General features: G+C 73.2%; 15 protein-coding genes. 10 read left to right on the top strand and 5 right to left on the bottom strand.

Features of this window, described 5'->3' with window-relative positions; genetic code table 11:
- Positions 1-2 precede the first annotated feature (2 nt).
- Positions 3-869, bottom strand: a complete 867-nt coding sequence (locus MPTA5024_RS09925; protein WP_036321845.1) for an alpha/beta fold hydrolase — start codon at positions 867-869, stop codon at positions 3-5.
- Between the two features lie 68 nt (positions 870-937).
- Between MPTA5024_RS09925 and MPTA5024_RS09920 the strand changes: the two genes are divergently transcribed.
- From MPTA5024_RS09920 to MPTA5024_RS09885, 7 genes are all read left to right on the top strand, one after another.
- Positions 938-1,636: a type 1 glutamine amidotransferase gene (locus tag MPTA5024_RS09920; protein ID WP_036321843.1), complete on the top strand. Its 699-nt coding sequence runs from the start codon at positions 938-940 to the stop codon at positions 1,634-1,636.
- Between the two features lie 315 nt (positions 1,637-1,951).
- Complete coding sequence (locus MPTA5024_RS09915) at positions 1,952-4,957, top strand: bifunctional [glutamine synthetase] adenylyltransferase/[glutamine synthetase]-adenylyl-L-tyrosine phosphorylase (protein WP_036323838.1); 3,006 nt, start codon at positions 1,952-1,954, stop codon at positions 4,955-4,957.
- A gap of 201 nt (positions 4,958-5,158) precedes the next feature.
- Positions 5,159-7,027, top strand: a complete 1,869-nt coding sequence (locus tag MPTA5024_RS09910; RefSeq protein ID WP_036321840.1) for a sigma-70 family RNA polymerase sigma factor — start codon at positions 5,159-5,161, stop codon at positions 7,025-7,027.
- A 565-nt stretch (positions 7,028-7,592) separates the two neighbouring features.
- Positions 7,593-8,429, top strand: a complete 837-nt coding sequence (locus MPTA5024_RS09900; RefSeq protein ID WP_036321836.1) for a hypothetical protein — start codon at positions 7,593-7,595, stop codon at positions 8,427-8,429.
- Positions 8,430-8,529: 100 nt separating this feature from the next.
- Positions 8,530-10,497 carry a hypothetical protein gene (locus MPTA5024_RS09895; protein WP_157099345.1) on the top strand — a complete coding sequence of 656 codons (1,968 nt, stop codon included), beginning with the start codon at positions 8,530-8,532 and terminating at the stop codon, positions 10,495-10,497.
- Between the two features lie 294 nt (positions 10,498-10,791).
- Positions 10,792-11,985: a sensor histidine kinase gene (locus tag MPTA5024_RS09890; RefSeq protein ID WP_051457882.1), complete on the top strand. Its 1,194-nt coding sequence runs from the start codon at positions 10,792-10,794 to the stop codon at positions 11,983-11,985.
- Positions 11,986-12,154: 169 nt separating this feature from the next.
- Positions 12,155-12,358, top strand: a complete 204-nt coding sequence (locus MPTA5024_RS09885; protein WP_036321825.1) for a hypothetical protein — start codon at positions 12,155-12,157, stop codon at positions 12,356-12,358.
- 12 nt (positions 12,359-12,370) lie between these two features.
- Here the strand turns inward: MPTA5024_RS09885 and MPTA5024_RS09880 are convergent, their stop codons facing one another.
- Positions 12,371-13,012 carry a GNAT family N-acetyltransferase gene (locus tag MPTA5024_RS09880; protein ID WP_036321819.1) on the bottom strand — a complete coding sequence of 214 codons (642 nt, stop codon included), beginning with the start codon at positions 13,010-13,012 and terminating at the stop codon, positions 12,371-12,373.
- Between the two features lie 122 nt (positions 13,013-13,134).
- Here MPTA5024_RS09880 and MPTA5024_RS09875 point away from each other — a divergent pair, with 122 nt between their 5' ends.
- On the top strand, positions 13,135-13,653 hold the full coding sequence (locus tag MPTA5024_RS09875) for an SRPBCC domain-containing protein (protein WP_036321815.1): 519 nt from the start codon (positions 13,135-13,137) through the stop codon (positions 13,651-13,653).
- Here MPTA5024_RS09875 and MPTA5024_RS09870 read toward each other — a convergent pair.
- Entirely contained in the window at positions 13,623-14,150 is a 528-nt protein-coding gene (locus tag MPTA5024_RS09870) for a GNAT family N-acetyltransferase (RefSeq protein ID WP_036321812.1), read from the bottom strand. The two genes, MPTA5024_RS09875 and MPTA5024_RS09870, sit on opposite strands and share 31 nt — an antisense overlap.
- Between MPTA5024_RS09870 and MPTA5024_RS40735 the strand changes: the two genes are divergently transcribed.
- Positions 14,143-14,301 carry a hypothetical protein gene (locus MPTA5024_RS40735; protein WP_157099344.1) on the top strand — a complete coding sequence of 53 codons (159 nt, stop codon included), beginning with the start codon at positions 14,143-14,145 and terminating at the stop codon, positions 14,299-14,301. The genes MPTA5024_RS09870 and MPTA5024_RS40735 overlap by 8 nt on opposite strands.
- Positions 14,302-14,354: 53 nt before the next feature.
- On the opposite strand, the gene MPTA5024_RS09865 is transcribed toward MPTA5024_RS40735, so the two are convergent.
- Entirely contained in the window at positions 14,355-14,882 is a 528-nt protein-coding gene (locus MPTA5024_RS09865) for an ester cyclase (protein WP_084369534.1), read from the bottom strand.
- Between the two features lie 180 nt (positions 14,883-15,062).
- Complete coding sequence (locus MPTA5024_RS09860; protein WP_036321809.1) at positions 15,063-15,614, bottom strand: hypothetical protein; 552 nt, start codon at positions 15,612-15,614, stop codon at positions 15,063-15,065.
- A 272-nt stretch (positions 15,615-15,886) separates the two neighbouring features.
- Here MPTA5024_RS09860 and MPTA5024_RS09855 point away from each other — a divergent pair, with 272 nt between their 5' ends.
- A complete protein-coding gene (locus MPTA5024_RS09855) occupies positions 15,887-16,609 on the top strand; it encodes a VOC family protein (RefSeq protein WP_036321807.1) in 723 nt (240 codons plus the stop codon).
- Positions 16,610-16,658: the final 49 nt, after the last annotated feature.

The following is a 16,658-nucleotide window of genomic DNA, read 5'->3' as shown; positions in this document are numbered from 1 at the left end:
CCTCAGGGGGACGGCTCGGTCAGCCGGCTTGCGACGAGGCGGGCGCAGCGCGGGTCGAACACGATCGTGTAGTGGTTGCAGTCGTCCACGACCTCCTGGCGCAGCGACGGCAGCCGCGCGGCCCACTCCGCCGCGAGGTCGTCGGGCAGCATGCCGACGGGCTGGTTGAGCAGTCCTCGCGGGGCGCGCAGCAGCGACAGCGGCGCCTCGACCGCCTTGAGCGCCGCGGAGGCGGCCTCCGTCTCGGTCAGGAGCCAGCGCCCGTCCTGCCGTACGGCGTCCTCCCGGGCGCGGGAGCGGACGGCGCCCTCGGCACCGGTCGCGTCGTAACGGACGTACTCCTCGACCAGCGGCGACCAGCCCTCGCCGAGCGCCGGGTGCGCCCGGAAGAAGTCCACGTAGGCGTCCACGCTCGGGTACGTCATGCTCAGCCGCTGGATCGCCGGCCCCAGGGTCAGCGTCAGCACCTCGTCGGGGTCGGCGCCCGGGGGCATCGGCAGCGGCAGGCCGCCGTCGATCAGCACGACCCGGGCGTAGCGCCGGGCGGCGCCGTGCAGAGCGGCCACGTAGGCGCCCATGGAGTGGCCGGTGAGCACGCTCGTCTCGTCCGCGCCCACATGCCGGGCGACCAGGTCGAGGTCCTCCGCGTGGCGGTCCAGCCCGTACGGGCCGGAGACGCCGGCGCTGTGACCGCGTCCGCGCAGGTCGGGGGCGACCAGCGTCCACTCCGGGGGAAGGGCGTCGGCGACCGCGCCCCAGGACACGTGTGAGCCGGTGATGCCGTGCGCCGCGATGACCAGGCGCGGGCCCTCGCCGAAGAGGGCGATCCGGAGCCGCCCGCCGGGGACGGCCACCTCATCGAATTTCATGATTCGGACTGTACGGTACGACTCGCCCAGGGATGTCCTATCTGGATATGTGTCCCTAAGCTCGGATCATGCGTGAACTCATCGTCATCGAGCACGAGGCCGAGGCCGGGCTCGGGTTCTTCGCCGGATGGCTGGAGGGGGCAGGCGTCCGGTGCGAGGTCGTCCGGCCGTACAAGGGTGAGCCGGTGCCCGAGCGGGCCGGGGACGGGCTGCTCGTCCTCGGCGGGGCGGCGTCCGCCTGGGACGACGAGGGGTACGGCTGGCTGCCGGCGACCCGGGCGCTGATGGCGCGTTCGGTGGAGTCAGGCGTCCCGGCCCTGGGGATCTGCCTGGGGGCCCAGCTCATGACCATCGCCTGCGGCGGGACGGTCGAGCGCGGGGCGGCCGGACTGGAGATCGGCGCCGGGGCGATCGAGCCGCTGCCGGAGGCCGCGGACGACCCCCTGTTCGCGGCGCTGCCGGCCGGGCCGTGGCGGGCCGTGCAGTACCACTACGACGCGATGACCGCGCTGCCCGCGGGCGCGGTGCGGCTGGCGACCGGCTCCCAGTACCCCAACCAGGCCTACCGGCTGGGGGAGCGGGCCTGGGCCGTCCAGTTCCACCCCGAGGCGTCCGCGGGGATCTTCGCGTCCTGGACCGGCACGAGCGACATGGACCCTCTCCGGGTCGCCGAGCTGGACGCGCGGGTGCGGGAGGCGGAGCCGGAGCTCGAGGCCACCTGGCGGCCCTTCGCGGAGGCGTTCGCCGCCCAGGTGACCTCGGGGTGAACGGGACGCCACGCCGTGGAGACGCGCGAGGTGCGCGGGCAATCCGCGTGATGGTCCGATTACGCTGAGAAACCGCTAAGGACGCGCACAGAGCCGCGAGTTACCGTGTGCGATGTGCTCCACCGGCGCGCCCGACCCCATGCGGGCGCCCGGGGGGCACACCAGGTGGACGGCGGTGGGTCCGGCAGCGACCCGGAGAAGCGGCCCCGTCGGGAGCCGATCTCAGCGAGGAGGCTTTCATCCCATGTGTACCGTTACTGGGAAGGCCTGTCTCGGGGGGCCGACGTGATCGACGTCGGGGTGGAGGAAGGAACGGTGAACGCCGCGCCTCGGATACAGACGACGGCAGGACGCCTGGCGGCACTCGGGTTCGCCGACGGCGCCCGGGCCGAGCGGCTCCTCGACGAGCTCGGGCCCGAGGCGGTCGGCGACTTCGCCCTGCTCGACGACCTCGTCCGCGCCGCCGACCCCGACCTCGCGCTCACGTCGCTGAACCGCCTCGTCGAGCGTGACCCGAGCGTGCTCGGGGCGTTCCGCGCCGATCCCGGCCTGCGCGGGCGGCTGCTCGGCGTCTTCGGGCTGAGCGTCGCTCTGGGCGACCACGTCGTCCGGCACCCCGAATGCCTGCAGCTGCTCCAGCCGGTCGCGCGGCCGACCGACCGGGAGATGCGCGAGGAGCTGCTGCTCGCGGTCGGCGCCGACCCGGACGCGGCCGAGCCGGTGGCGGGCGGCGCGTCGCTGGAGACGGCCGAGCCCGCTGCGGCCGGCCCGGCGACGGAGGCGCTGCGCGTCGCCTACCGCGGACGGCTTCTCCAACTCGCCGGGCGCGACGTCACCGGCGAGGCCACCCTCGCCGAGACCGCGGCCGCGCTGGCCGACCTCGCCGGAGCGGCCCTGGAGGCGGCCCTCGCGATCGGCCGCGCGGAGACCGCCGACGCCGGGAACGTCCGCCTCGCCGTCATCGGCATGGGCAAGTGCGGCGCCCGCGAGCTCAACTACATCTCCGACGTCGACGTGGTCTTCGTGGCGGAGCCGCGTGACGGGGTCGACGAGACAAAGGCGCTGCAGACGGCGACCCGCCTCGCCCAGGGCATGATGCGGGCCTGCTCCACCAGCACGCCCGAGGGGTCCCTGTGGGAGGTGGACGCCAACCTCCGGCCCGAGGGCAAGATGGGCCCGCTCGTGCGGACGCTGGAGAGCCACATCGCCTACTACCGCCGCTGGGCCAAGACGTGGGAGTTCCAGGCGCTGCTGAAGGCCCGCCCGGTCGCGGGCGACCAGGAGCTCGCCCGGGAGTACGCCTCGGCCGTCAACGAGCTGGTCTGGCAGGCGGCGGCCCGGCCCAACTTCGTCGAGGACGTCCAGGCGATGCGCCGCCGCGTCGAGGCCCACGTCCCCGCCGGCGAGGCCGACCGGCAGATCAAGCTCGGGCCGGGCGGGCTGCGCGACATCGAGTTCGCCGTGCAGCTCCTCCAGCTCGTGCACGGGCGCTCCGACCCGCTCCTGCGGCGGCGGGCGACCCTGTCGGCGCTGGCCGCCCTGTCCCGCGGCGGGTACGTCGGCCGGGACGACGCCAAGGCGCTCGCCGAGGCCTACACGTTCCTGCGCCAGGTCGAGCACATGATCCAGCTGCACCGGCTCCGCCGTACGCACGTGGTGCCGTCCGACACGGCCGACCTGCGCCGGATCGGCCGGGGGCTCGGCATGACGACCGACCCGGTCGGCGAGTTCACCACGACGTGGAAGCGCCACGCCCTGGAGGTGCGGCGGCTGCACGAGAAGCTGTTCTACCGGCCGCTGCTCCAGGCGGTCGCCCGGCTCCCCGAGACCGAGGCGCGGCTGTCGGCGGCCGCGGCCACGGCCCGGCTGGAGGCGCTCGGCTACACCGACCCCGAGGGCGCGCTGCGTCACATCGCGGCGCTGACCAGCGGCGTGTCCCGGCGTGCGGCGATCCAGCGGACGCTGCTGCCGGTCATGCTCGCCTGGTTCGCCGACGCCCCCGACCCGGACGCGGGCCTGCTCGGCTTCCGCCAGGTGAGCGACAAGCTCGGCTCCACACCCTGGTACCTGCGACTGCTGCGCGACGAGACCGCGGTCGCCGAGCTGCTGGCCCGGCTGCTCGGGACGAGCCGCTACGTGACCGGTTTACTGCTGCACGCGCCGGACGCCGTCGCGATGCTCGGCTCGCCCGCCGAGCTCGCCGTACGGCCGCCCGCGACGCTCGTGGCCGAGGCGGCGGCGGCCGTGACCCGGCACGGCGAGAACGCCGAGACGGCTGTCGCGGCCGTGCGCGCCCTGCGCCGCCGGGAGCTGTTCCGGACGGCCTGCGCCGACCTGTCCGGCCTCATCGACATCGAAGAGGTCGGCCAGGCCCTCGCGACGCTGAACGACGTGACGATCCAGGCCGCCATGGACGCCGCCATCAACAAGGTCTCGGCCGAGCGGGCCCGCCCGTTCCCGACGCGGATGGCCGTCATCGCGATGGGCCGCCTGGGCGGGCTGGAGAGCTCCTACGCCAGCGACGCCGACGTGATGTTCGTGCACGCCCCGCTGCCCGGCGTGCCGGAGCGGGAGGCGACCGACGCGGCGCACGCAGTGGCCGAGCAGACCCGGCGGCTGCTCTCGCTGCCCGCCCCCGACCCGCCGCTGCAGGTGGACGCCGGGCTCCGGCCCGAGGGCAGGCAGGGCCCGCTCGTGCGGACGATCGCGTCCTACAAGGCGTACTACGACCGGTGGTCGTCCCACTGGGAGGCCCAGGCGCTGCTGCGGGCCCGGTTCTGCGCCGGGGACGCCGAGCTCGGCCGGGCGTTCACGGACATGGTCGACCCGCTGCGGTACCCGGCGGACGGCATCTCCGGCGACGCCGTGCTGGAGATCCGCAGGCTCAAGGCCAGGATGGAGGCCGAGCGGCTGCCGCGCGGCGCCGACCCGACCCTGCACACCAAGCTCGGCCGCGGCGGCCTCGCCGACGTGGAGTGGGTGGCGCAGCTCCTCCAGCTCCGGCACGCGGGAGCCGTACCGGCCCTGCGGACGACCCGGACACTCGGCGCCCTGCGCGCCGCCGCGGCGGAAGGCCTGCTCGACCCGGCCGACGAGGCGGTGCTGTCCGAGGCGTGGCTGTCCGCCTCCCGGATCCGGGACGCGATCATGCTGGTGCGCGGCCGGGCGGCCGACAGCATCCCCGGCGTGGTCAAGGAGCGGGCGCTGATCGCGCGGGCCCTCGGATACCCGCCGGACGGCTCGGAGGACTTCGTCGACGACTACCGGCGGGTGACGCGCCGGGCCAGGGCCGTGGCCGAACGGGTCTTCTACGACAGCTGATTCGGCGGTCTCGCTCCTGCCGCCGACGGCTGCGGCGGCCGGCGGGTCGCCCCGTTCACGAGAAGTCGGCGCGGGATTTTCGTTGTCCGCGGGTGCTGCTCCGGGTCTCCTGTGACGAGGACAGACCAATGTCCAGTTCGAGAGACTTGTCCACGCCACCGGCCGGCCGGGGCCCGGACGACGTACAAGGAGCGATGCGCGATGGCCCGAACCGGGAGGGACGGACCGGACACCACGGTGGTGGCCGCTGCGCGGGACGGGGACAGGAGGGCGTTGGACGCCCTGGTGGCCGACTCGCTGCCGCTCGTCTACAACATCGTCGGACGGGCCCTGAACGGGCATGCCGACGTCGACGACGTGGTCCAGGAGACCCTTCTCCGGGTGGTCCGGGCGCTGCCCGCCCTCCGCGAGCCCGAGTCGTACCGGTCGTGGCTCATCGCGATCGCCGTACGGCAGGTGCGCGATCGCGAGCGGGACCGCCGGGCGGCGCTCGACCGGAGGGCCGACCTGGACGCCGTCGCCGAGGTCCAGGATCCGGCCGCCGACTTCGCGGGGGTGACCATCCTGCGGCTCGGGCTCACCGACCAGCGGCGCGAGGTCGCCGAGGCCACCCGCTGGCTCGACTCCGGAGACCGGTCGCTGCTCGCCCTGTGGTGGCTGGAGGAGACGGGTGAGCTGCGGCGATCGGATCTCGCGGGCGCCCTCGGCCTGTCCGGCCGGCACGCCGCCGTCCGCGTGCAGCGGATGAAGGAGCAGCTCGACACCGCCCGGACCGTCGTCAGGGCCCTGGCCGCCGATCCCGGCTGTCCGGCGCTGGCCGCCGCGGCCCGGGACTGGAACGGCGTGCCCGGGCCGTTGTGGCGCAAGCGCTTCGCCCGGCATGTGCGCGGCTGCGCCGAGTGCGAGCCGCGCGGACGGGGCCTGCTGCCGGTCGACCGGTTGCTGGGCGGTCTGCCGCTGCTCCCGGTCCCCGCCGGGTTCGCCCTCGACCGCCTGATCGCCGCCGTCCACCGCGGCCCCGCGCCGAGGCCGTCCGTGGCGGCCCCGCATGGGCCCGGCGGCTCACCCGTCGTTCGTGCGGGGCGGCACGTCCCGCGGCCGCGCCTGCCTCTGGCGGGGTCCGTCGCCGTCACGGGGGTCGCGGCCGTGGTCGTCGGCGGCGCCGCCGTGACGGGACACCTGTCCGCGCCGCCGGCCGAGCGGCTGACCGCCCGGTCGGCGCCCGCCGTCTCCCATACGCCCTCGGCGCGGCCCGCTTCAGCCCCGAAGCGGCATTCGTCCGCTTCGAGCGCGCACCGCCTGCCCGCGACGCCCTCTCGGACCCCCGCCCCGACGTCCGGCAGGAAGGGGGTCGGCGTGTGGAAGATGCCCGGCGTCGGCACGGCTCTGGCCCGCTCCCGCGCGAGCTGGTACTACACCTGGGGCGCCGGGCACGACGGAGTCGTCACTCCGAAGGGGGTTCGGTTCGTCCCCATGATCTGGGGTCCGGCCTCGGTCACCCGTGACAATCTGGCCAGGGCGAGGAGCGCCGGGCCGTACCTGCTGGGGTTCAACGAGCCGGACATGGCGGCCCAGGCGAACATGACCGTCGAGAAGGCGCTCGCGCTGTGGCCGAAGCTCATGGCGGCGGGACGGGTCATCGGGAGCCCCGCCGTCGCGTACGGCGCGGACACCCCCGGGGGCTGGCTCGACCGGTTCATGAGTGGCGCGGCCAAGCGGGGATACCGCGTGGACTTCGTGGCGCTGCACTGGTACGGCGGCGACTTCCGTACCGAGGTCGCGGTCGGGCGGCTGAAGTCCTACCTCCAGGCGGTGTACCGGCGGTATCACAAGCCGATCTGGCTGACCGAGTACGCCATGATCGACTTCTCGCACGGCACCCGCTTTCCGACCGAGACGCGCCAGGCCGCCTTCGTCACCGCCTCGACGAAGATGCTGGCCACCCTGCCGTACGTGCACCGGTACGCGTGGTTCGGCCTGCCGGCCACGGGCTCACGGCCGAACAGCGGCCTCTTCCGCGACGACGGCACCCCCACCCCCGCCGGCCGGGCCTTCCAGGCCGCCCCCTGACCGCGGGCCTCTCGCCGCTCACGTGCCTGCCGTCGAGTGGTGGGAGGCGTGGCTGCGGCGGGTACGCCGGTCGGGCGGCCCGGCGCCGGCGCGCGGATGTCGTCGCGAGGGCAGCCGGGCGAGGAGACGGCGGCCGGGGTGACGGCGGCCGGGGTGACGGCGGCCGGGGTGACGGCGGTCGGGGTGACGGCGGTCGGGGTGACGGCGGTCGGGAGGACAGCCGGTCGGGGTGACGGCGGTCGGGAGGACAGCCGGTCGGGGTGACGGCGGTCGGGAGGACAGCCGGTCGGGGTGACGGCGGTCGGGTGGCGGCGGCCGGGGTGGCGGCGGGTGGGCCTGGGTCCGCTGGGCGGCGGCCGGGTCGTCCGGGAGCCGCCCGCGACGGCTGCCCGGGCGGCTCCCGAGGAGCGTCCCCGTCTGTCCCCCGGGGACGCGTTCCCCACCGGGCTGCGCACTACCCGGGGCCGGGGCCCGTATGCACGCGAACCGGTCCGGCGCAGCCGGTTGTCCACAGAACCGGGTTCGGGTCGATGAGGAGACGCGGCCGGCTGGCACCGTCTCGGACGTGATCCTGCTGCCTGTTCCCACGGTCCTGGAGGCCGCCTACCTGGTGGCCGCGCCCGCGCGCATCCCCGCCGATCCCATGGCCCTCGTGGACGATCGGTGGTCCTCCCTGCCCTGGCCCGACGAGCCGCCTCCGGTCGGCCTGAGGATCAGGGAGACGGGGGCCGACGATCCCGCCCTCGCGCCCGTGCTGGAGATCGTCTGCTGCGGTGAATGCTCGCCGGAGCTGGAGCCGTTGTTCCCCCTTCTGTCCGGTCGTTCGTCCCATCTGCTGGTCATCTGTGCGGCTCCTCCGGGCTGGCCGCCGCTGCATCTGTGGGCCGGGTCGCACGCGGTCGACGCGGTGGCGGCCGTCAGCGGAGGTGTCCGGGTCGACGTCGACGCCGCGCGCCTGTTGCCGGACCCCTGGCGGCCGCCGCCGTTCGCCGCCGTGGGCGACTTCGGGGTCGCGCGGTGGATCCGTATGGAGGCCGCCGGCGAACGGGACGGGCTGGGCCTCCGCACACTGGGCCTGGCCCGCCTCGGGGTCCCCGAACTGCATGTCGGCGAGCCGGGCGGCCTGGGGCCGAAGGCCGGCGAGGCCACGTGGTGGACGCACGTCCTGCACGGGCTGGCCCAGGTTCTCGTCACCCGTCTGTTCACGGATGTCGCCTGTTACCCCGGGCGGGGGAGCCGCGCGGTGCCGGCGGAGCTGACCGTGACGGCGGCCGACATCGCCGCGGCCGAGGGCCGGCCCGCCGCCTCGGATCCCTCCATCAGGGAGGCCGTCGGACTGTCACTCCGCTACGAGGTGTCACACGGAGGCGCCCAGCGATTCATCGTGGGCCGGGTGTTCTGACCCCCGTTCGTCCCTGCTGCGCCGGATGCCGGGAGAGGAGGAGACCGTGATTGTCCGAAGCGTTGCCATCGCGATCAGTGACGGTGTATCAACGGTGCGGGTGATCTCATTGATCTCGTACTACGCGGACCTCGCCATCGGTCTGATCCTGGCCTTCCTCCTGTTGTCGCTTCTGGTGAGCGGCCTCAACGAGGGCATCGTCCGGCTGCTCGGCATCCGCAGCAAGTTCCTCTGGGCGTACCTGCGCGACACCCTGGACGGGGCTGAGACGGCCGACAAGGTGGCCGCACCGCTGCGCGTGCTCGACCGTGTGCTCGGGGCGCTGAAGGGGCTGGGCCGCCGGCTCAGGGCACCCCTGATGGACCTGCTGCCGCCCCCGGCCGAGGGCCGGTCCCGGCTTCCGGCGACCGTGCTCGGCGTCTTCGCGAGGCTGCCGTTCGGCAAGGACCCGCGGCCGCGGTTCAACCCCCAGCCGCCGCCTGTGGAGAGTCCTCCGCTCGCCCCCGCGCCGGACTCGGTCGCCGCCGAGCGGATGGCCGCGGGCGACCCCCCGGCCGGTGAACCCTCCACTCCGTCCGCGGAGCCCGCGCCCCCCGCTCCGCCGGCCACCGCCACAGACCCGTCGGCGTCCGCGACCCCTGGTGAGCCCGCGTCCCCCGCTCCGCCGGCCTCGGGCACAGACTCCTCGTCCGTGACCCCGGCGGAGCCCCGGGCCGTGCCTGCCGAGAGCGGCGGCCCGTCCTCCCGCGTCACCGCCTCGCTCCCCGCCGACGCCCCCACCGGCGCCGCGGCGGATCCCGGGCACTTGGCCGAGCAGGCGGACGGGGTCGAGTTCGGGGCGGCGGCCGGCCGCGTCCCCGTCCTGTCGGCGGGGGAGGGCGACTCGGCGGGGGAGGGCGACCTCGACCCCGCGCACACGGCCGAGCAGGCGGACGGCGTGGAGTTCGCGGCAACGGGCGGGCGGGTCGTGATGTCGTCGGTCGACGGCGCCGATCTCGACCCGGCGCACTCGGCGGAGCAGGCGGACGCCGTGGAGTTCCCGCGGCCGGCCGAGCCCGTCCCGGCTTCGTCGCTCACCGACACCACGGGCGCCGCCACCGGAGCGGCCGGAGGGGCGACGGACGCCGGTGCCGCCGCAGCAGGCGGGGCCGCGACGCACGCGACAGCGGCCGGGGCCGCCACATCCGGCGGTGACGCCGATACAGCACAGCCCGCCGGGCAAACGGGCGCCCAGGAGACCGGGGCCGCGACGCCCGCGACAGCCGCACCCGACGCGGCGGCGGACGTCGCGCCGCGGGTCGTGCCTCCGGGTCTGGGCAAGTCGATGGCCGAGTTGCTCTACGAGCGGCTTCAGGAGATCGACCACGCCAAGCGGGGGAAGACGAGCATCGCCCAGATCCCGCCGGCCCGCTTCGCCGTCGCCGTCATGGAGATCGCGACCGAGCACGGCGGCGTCGAGGCGCTCATGCGCGACCTCGACAGCCTGAAAAGCCCCTTCTACCGCCCCCTCAAGGCGGTCCTCGACAGGGCCAGCGACGACATGGAGGCGTTACGCCGGGGCATCGAGGAGTGGTTCGACGGGGAGATGGAGCGCCTCAGCCTCCTCTACCGGCGTTACGTCCGCTGGGTGGTCGTCGCGCTGGGTCTCATCGTGACCCTCGTCTTCAGCATGGACGCCCTGGAGTACGGCAAGACCCTGCTGACGGACAACGCCTACCGCAGCGAGGTCACGGCCTTCGCCCAGTCGGGTCCGCAGGCCCTGGCCCCTCTGCGGGAGCAGTGCGCTCCCGAGCAGGACGCCTACGCCTGCGTGACCGACGTGCTCAGCACCCCGGCGTTCGTCAAGATCTTCACGCACGCCCCGGTCAGCGTCACCATGGGCACCGACGGCACCCCCTCGTGGCAGTGGAAGGGGAGCGACTGGTGGAGCCGGCTGTCGGCGCCGGGCCACTGGCCGGGCTTCCTCGTCACGCTGATCGCCCTGTTATTCGGCGCGCCGTTCTGGTGGGACATCCTGCGCCGCGTCAGCGGGATCAGGTCCCGCACGAGCGGCACCTCGAGCAGTTGAGGAGAACCGCCACCCCGTCATCCGATTCCGCTAGGAAAGGCGTACGCTGACCTCAGCGCTGGAAATATGTAACCAAAGTTAGCCGGGCGCAAAAAATTTCCCAAGGAAATGCATATTTTCCTACCGGTGCTGTAATGCCCGGATATGATCGATTTAATCTGAAGCGTGCGTTTTTCCGGAATCAGCGAACCCCTGGTCAGGATCCGCCCGGGAGCGAGGTCCCTGACCCCCTACGTTCAAGGCCTGTCGTCTCTGGTGGCCGGCAGTCCTCCCGCGCGACGGCTGTGGCCGTCGGTGAAGGAGAAGTCCCCCAAGTTCATCGGGTGGGGCTCCGGTGAGATCGGCGACCTCCTCCTGGTGGCGGCGGTCCTCGCGTCCGTCATCCCCACGGCGCTGATCGGCCGGACCTTCTCGCTGTGGGGGCCGATCCCCGACCCCATCGAGATCGCCCTGGGCGCGGTCACGGCCGCGACCATGCCGCTGCGCCGCCGCCTGGCCTGGCCGATGATCGCCGCAGGGGTCGTCTGCGCCTGCGTCACCGGCGTGGTCGTGCCGCTCACCCTGGCGGCCTACTCCATGACCGCGTACAACACGGTCCGCCGCTGGCAGTGGGTGGCGGCCGGCATGCTCGTCGTGTACGTGGCCGTCGACTACGTGAACCCGTACACCGACGAGAACCTCTACCTGTGCCTGATCCGCGGGCTGATGCCCGTGGTCCTCCCCGCGCTCGTCGGCACGTGGGTGTGCCGCTACCGGGGCATGGTCGAGGAGCTGCGGGCCGGCGTGCGGGCGCGGGAGGAGTGCGCCGCCTGGCGGGAGCGCCGGCGGATCGCCGGGGAGCTCCATGACACCGTGACGCACGCGGTGACGTCCATGGCGCTCAACGCCGGGATCATCCCCGACACCGACGACCGGCGGGAGGTGCGCCGGCTCGCCGGGACCATCGAGGACAAGGCCGTCCAGGCCCTCACCGAGCTGCGCGAGCTGCTCACCGTGCTGCGCAGCGACGAGGTGCCGGCCTCGGCCGCGGGCGTTGCGGCCATCGAGACCCTGGTGGCCGAGGCCCGGGCCACGGGCCTGCGCGTCGGTCTGCGGCTCGACGTTCCGGAGGAGGCGCTGTCCCGGCCGGTCCAGCACGCGAGCTACCGGGTCGTCCAGGAGGGGCTCAACAACGTGCGCAAGCACGCCCCGGGCGCCGATGTCCACGTCAGCTGCGGCCTGCGGAACGGCGAGGTGGCGGTGAGGGTGGTCAACGGCAGGGGCGCGCCGGCGCAGGAGGCCGCCGGTCGCCCGGCCCACTACGTCGAGTCCGGCTACGGGCTCGGCGGCCTGCGCGAGCGGGTCGGCCTCGTGGGCGGCAGGGTGGAGGCCGCCCCCACCCGGGAGGGCGGCTTCTCGCTGTCGGCGTTCATTCCGTGCGGGTCCCGCCGGGACGAGGAGACCCGGCTCCGGGCCGGCCTCGCCGATCCGTCCGGACCGTGCTGGTGAATATCGGCATTACCTTCTCTTGACCATTATGTGGTCTCCATACAAGGTAGTGACGCACCCTGTCTGGAAGCTTTCAAGAAAAGGAGTCGTTAACTAGTCTGATACTTCCCCGGACAATTACCAGACGGATGGTCGCGGCCCCCCGCGGCCGACGGAAGCGGAGGACACCATGGACGTGTACGACATAGTGGTTCTGGAACCGGGGGCGATCGTGGTCGCGGTCGGGGGCGTCCTCCTCTGGCTGGTGATCCTCGCGTTGGCCATGGTCCGCTACCGCCCCGCCGACCGTCACCTGGGAAGGCGCCACACGAGTGCCCCCGCCCCCGAGCCCGTCGACGAGGCCCGGAACGTCCCCTCCCCCTGCGAGGTCTGACCTCCAGCCCCCTCAGGCGCCGAAGAGCGCCAGACAGGGGTCGAGTCCGACGACCGTGACCTCCGGCCGGTCCGTGAGCTCCCAGTCCGAGCGGGTCAGACGCAGCCGCTCGCTGACGACCGCCTCACCATCCAGGATGTCCCGGGCGATGCCGTCGGGGCGGTACCCGAGCCGCCGGGAGATCAGCAGCGGGGCGGGGTTGTCCGCGAACGACATGGTGGTCGCCTCCGAGGCACCGAGGCCGGCGAAGGCGAGATGCAGGACGGCCGACCGCATGGCCCGCCCGATGCCCCGGCCCTGATGCTCAAGGCCGAGCCACGACCCCGTCCGCACCTCCCGGAGTATCCCGAAGTCCTGCGCCCCGACCTCCTGGATCCCGACCGGACGGCCGTCCTCGAAGACCGTCAGGTCAAGCGACCAGTCGCGGGACGTCCACGAACCGCGACGGCGCCAGTGGCGCTGCACCACCTCGCGCGCCCGCTCCGCCGGAGGCAGGTCGCTCCAGGGCCGCAGGAACGGCCGCCGGTCCGGCTCATGGACCCCCTTCGCGGCCACGTCGGCCAGCTCGGCCAGCTCCTCCTCATCGGGCAGTCGCAGTTCGAGGCGGCCGGTCCTCAGGCGCAGCCCGAGCAGGGGCCAGTGGTCGATCAGCATGAGGCATTCTGGCGCCCCGCCCCCCGTCTGGGGCAATCCGTTTACGCCGCCCCTTGACGTGCCGCGACTGGAGAGAGAGCATTGCTCTTGCAAGAGAGCGATGATTCCATCGAGGAGCGATGATGGCGGGCAAGCTGCTATACACCGGGCCGTCCCTGACCGTGCTGCACGACGCGTACGCCCGGCGCGGCCGGATCGACGACCGGGCGCCGCTCGTGTCGTCGTCCAGCCTGGTCGTGGACGCGTCCCCGGCGCGTGTGTGGGCCGTCATGACGGATCTCGCCTCGTGGGCCGGCTGGGCCACGGGGATCCGTGTCCTGGAAGCGGGCGAGGTGCGGCCGGGGGAGCGGTTCCGCTGGCGGCTGAACGGGATCACGCTGCGCTCGCGGTTCGCCGTGGTGGAGCCAGAGCGTGAACTGATCTGGACCGGGACGTTCCTGGTGTACCGGGCGGTGGACCGGCATGTCCTGGAGCCCCTTCCCGGCGGGCGGACGAGGGTGACGGTCGAGGAGTCGCTCGCCGGGCCGTTCCTGCCCCTCATGTACGGCCCGGCCCGCCTGAGGGCCAACCACGAGCGCTGGCTGAACGACCTCGCGGCCGCCGTCCAGCGTCAGCCGCGCGGCTCCAGCGCCCGGCGGTAGCGGATCTCGGTCAGCGGGAAGCCGTCCGAGTCGTCCCGCTGGACCGCCCCGTCCGGACGCCAGCCGGTGCGCTCGTAGAACCGGCGGGCGCGGGCGTTGGCGTCGACGACCCAGAGGGTCGCCTGCTCGTACCCGGCGGCGGACATCGCGTCCACCGCCGCCGTCATCAGGCGGGAGCCGATCCCCGCGGCCCACATCTCGGGCAGAAGGTAGATCGTGGTGATCTCCGCCGTGGTCGCGGGGGCGACGTCCGCGTCCCGTCCCGGGCCGAACCCGGCGAATCCCGCCACGGAGCCGTCCCGCTCCGCCACCAGGAAGCCCGTACGCGGCCAGGAGGGCTCCCGGAGCAGCCGCTCCCACAGCGGGAGGCGCATGGCGGGGGTCAGGCCGTCCAGATGGTCCTGGGGCATCAGGCCGGCGTAGGCGGCCTGCCACGACCGGACGTGGACGACGGCGATCGCCTCGGCGTCCGCCGGTTCGGCGCGTCGGATGACCATCGCTGAGTCCTACCCGTTCCCGTGTCCCGCCGTCCAGCGGATATCAATCCCGGTGAGCTGCGTCAGCGCGTCGTGGGCCAAGTACTTCTGGCTGCTCACGATCGTCGCCCCGGCCATCTCCAACCGCCTGCTCACGCGCCGCGCCGCCTGACGCCGGTCGCCGGGAGCCGCGCCGCCGCACGCTCGGGGGCGGCGCCGGAGAAATCAACGTCTGCCGAAGATGCCCAGCGTCTTGCGGCGCGGGGTGGAGTGGAACGGCGGATGCGCCGGTCCGGCCGGAGGCGTCTCGTCCACCGTCTCCTGCTTGAGGTCGGTCAGGCCGAAGCCGAGCTGGGTGTAGAGCTCCAACTGGTCGAAGTACTCGCGATGTGTGGTGATCTTGCCGTTCTCGACGTAGGTGGAGCAGGTGGCGCGGAGACTCACGTGGCGTCCCGTCGGCCCGATCTCCCGTCCGTCCGGCAGGAGGATGGGCCCCGTGTGGGTGCCGGTGTACGTCCACTCGGTGACCGCGGGGTTGTCGCAGTCGCCGAGCTCGAACCAGGCCGTCGCGTGGAAGTCCGCGAAGGCCGTGAAGAACTGCTCGTAGAACCAGGCGATCTGCTCGTGTCCTTCCGCCACGCCCGCCGGCGCCACGTAGACGGCGTCCGGGCTGTAGCAGTCGAGCACACCCTGGATGTCATGAGCGTTGATCGCGTCGCCCAACCGGTGCTTGAGATCCCAATAAGTGGTCATGGGACGCCTTCGGCGCTCGGAACCGACAGTTCTTCCGACTCTACCCACCGGAGTGCCACCGGCCGGTCCCGGCGGGGTCTCAAGCCGCCCAAAAGCCGCCGGTTGCTTCCCCCTTGGGCCACGTGCGGCTGTCCTTCAGCCCAATTGCCGGGACGCCCGGCCGGCCCGCCTGCTCCGCCGTCAGGCGGGCCCGTTCCCGGTCTCGGGCCGGGCGGCTTCGGGGATCACCACGAAGGTTCCGTCGTCCTTCCTGTTCATCATGAAACGGCGGCCCTGTGAGCGCAGGTCCCTCATGAGCGCCGCGCCCTCCTCGGCGTCGAGGTGGAGCACCTCGTCGGACCAGTGGACGATCCGCGTACGGAGGGACTCGTCCAGGCCGAGCTCGGCGGTCAGGGCACGGCACAGCGCGTCGCAGTCGGCGCCGTTCCCGCGCAGCCACCGGTAAAGCCCGCCCGGGCCGATCAGGCAGCTCAGCAGGAAGCAAAGGTTGCGGTTGACGGTCTCGCCGAGCCCCAGGTACAGCCCGTCGGTCCAGTGGAGGTGGTGCGTGAGCGTCGGGGCGATGGTGAAGGTTCCGTGGGGGGCGTGCCGTACGGGCTCCGGCGGGATGAAACCGCACGCCGTGAGCATGCGCCGGGCCTGCTCGTCCTCGATCAGAACGGCGAGAACGTAATGATCTTCGCGGATGGTCCGGTTCTCCTCGGCTGCCGCGTACGGTCTCGCGACCTCCATAACGGCCATTTTCGCTCCGAATTGCGATTCGGACGGCTGGTACCACCAGCGTAGGTCCGAACATCGCGAACCGCGCGGAGCGGGCGCGGAACCCGGGAGCGGCTTCCGCGGCCGAAGCGGGTGCCGCCCGGCCGCTCGTCCGCCTTCCGGCCTGACCGGGTGCCGCCCATATTCCGTGGCGGGTCCCGCGCGCGTGGAGTTAGCTTTCTCCCTGGGCGCGGGATGCGCCCTTTCCGCAGTGGTGAATCACCAGATCGGAGGTGCGAAGCGGAATGACGTGTCACCTTCGGGCGCTCTGCTTCGACGCGCACGACCCGCTCGGCCTCGCGGGCTTCTGGGCCGGCGTCCTGGGCTGGAAGATGAGCGGCGACCCGCAGGACGGCGTCGCGCTCGTGCCGGACGACGACACCGGGTTCCTGATCCGCTTCCTTTCGTCACAGGAGCAGAAGACCGGCCAGAACCAGATGCACTTCGACCTGACGAGCGCGTCCCTGGAGGACCAGCAGCGGACGGTGACGAGGGCGCTCGGGCTCGGAGCCCGGCACATCGACGTCGGCCAGCGTCCGGAGGAGGGTCACGTCGTGCTCGCCGATCTGGAAGGCAACGAGTTCTGCGTCACCGAGCCCGGCAACGCGTTCCTGGCCGACTGCGGGTTCATCGGGGCGGTCTCCTGCGACGGTTCACAGGAGACCGGGTACTTCTGGAGCAAGGCGCTGGGCTGGCCGCTGGTCTGGGACCAGGACCAGGAGACCGCGATCCGCTCGCCGCACGGCGGCCCGAAGATCACCTGGGGTGGTCCGCCGTTCGCGCCGAAGACCGGGAAGTACCGGCTGCATTTCGACCTCGCCCCACCCGCCGGCGGTGATCAGCAGGCGGAGGTCGAGCGTCTCCTCTCCCTCGGGGCGACGCGCGTCGACATCGGTCAGGGCGACGTCGAGTGGGTCGTCATGGCCGATCCCGACGGCCACGAGTTCTGCGTCGTGACCTCGCGATAACGGATCCCGGAGAGCCGGACAACGCCGCACGAGCTGTCGAGCGCCGCGT

Source organism: Microbispora sp. ATCC PTA-5024 (assembly GCF_000511135.2).
GTDB classification, from domain to species: Bacteria; Actinomycetota; Actinomycetes; order Streptosporangiales; family Streptosporangiaceae; genus Microbispora; species Microbispora corallina.
This window is presented reverse-complemented; position numbering and strand designations above follow the sequence as displayed.

Excerpts from the sequence above, each read along its gene's own strand:
- MPTA5024_RS09880 (WP_036321819.1), bottom strand. The coding sequence starts at position 13,012 with ATGCTGATCGACCACTGGCCCCTGCTCGGGCTGCGCCTGAGGACCGGC.
- MPTA5024_RS09865 (WP_084369534.1), bottom strand. The coding sequence starts at position 14,882 with ATGACCACTTATTGGGATCTCAAGCACCGGTTGGGCGACGCGATCAAC.
- MPTA5024_RS09920 (WP_036321843.1), top strand. The coding sequence starts at position 938 with ATGCGTGAACTCATCGTCATCGAGCACGAGGCCGAGGCCGGGCTCGGG.
- MPTA5024_RS09885 (WP_036321825.1), top strand. The coding sequence starts at position 12,155 with ATGGACGTGTACGACATAGTGGTTCTGGAACCGGGGGCGATCGTGGTC.
- MPTA5024_RS09910 (WP_036321840.1), top strand. The coding sequence starts at position 5,159 with ATGGCCCGAACCGGGAGGGACGGACCGGACACCACGGTGGTGGCCGCT.
- MPTA5024_RS40735 (WP_157099344.1), top strand. The coding sequence starts at position 14,143 with ATGACCATCGCTGAGTCCTACCCGTTCCCGTGTCCCGCCGTCCAGCGG.
- MPTA5024_RS09925 (WP_036321845.1), bottom strand. The coding sequence starts at position 869 with ATGAAATTCGATGAGGTGGCCGTCCCCGGCGGGCGGCTCCGGATCGCC.
- MPTA5024_RS09870 (WP_036321812.1), bottom strand. The coding sequence starts at position 14,150 with ATGGTCATCCGACGCGCCGAACCGGCGGACGCCGAGGCGATCGCCGTC.
- MPTA5024_RS09860 (WP_036321809.1), bottom strand. The coding sequence starts at position 15,614 with ATGGAGGTCGCGAGACCGTACGCGGCAGCCGAGGAGAACCGGACCATC.
- MPTA5024_RS09875 (WP_036321815.1), top strand. The coding sequence starts at position 13,135 with ATGGCGGGCAAGCTGCTATACACCGGGCCGTCCCTGACCGTGCTGCAC.
- MPTA5024_RS09855 (WP_036321807.1), top strand. The coding sequence starts at position 15,887 with ATGACGTGTCACCTTCGGGCGCTCTGCTTCGACGCGCACGACCCGCTC.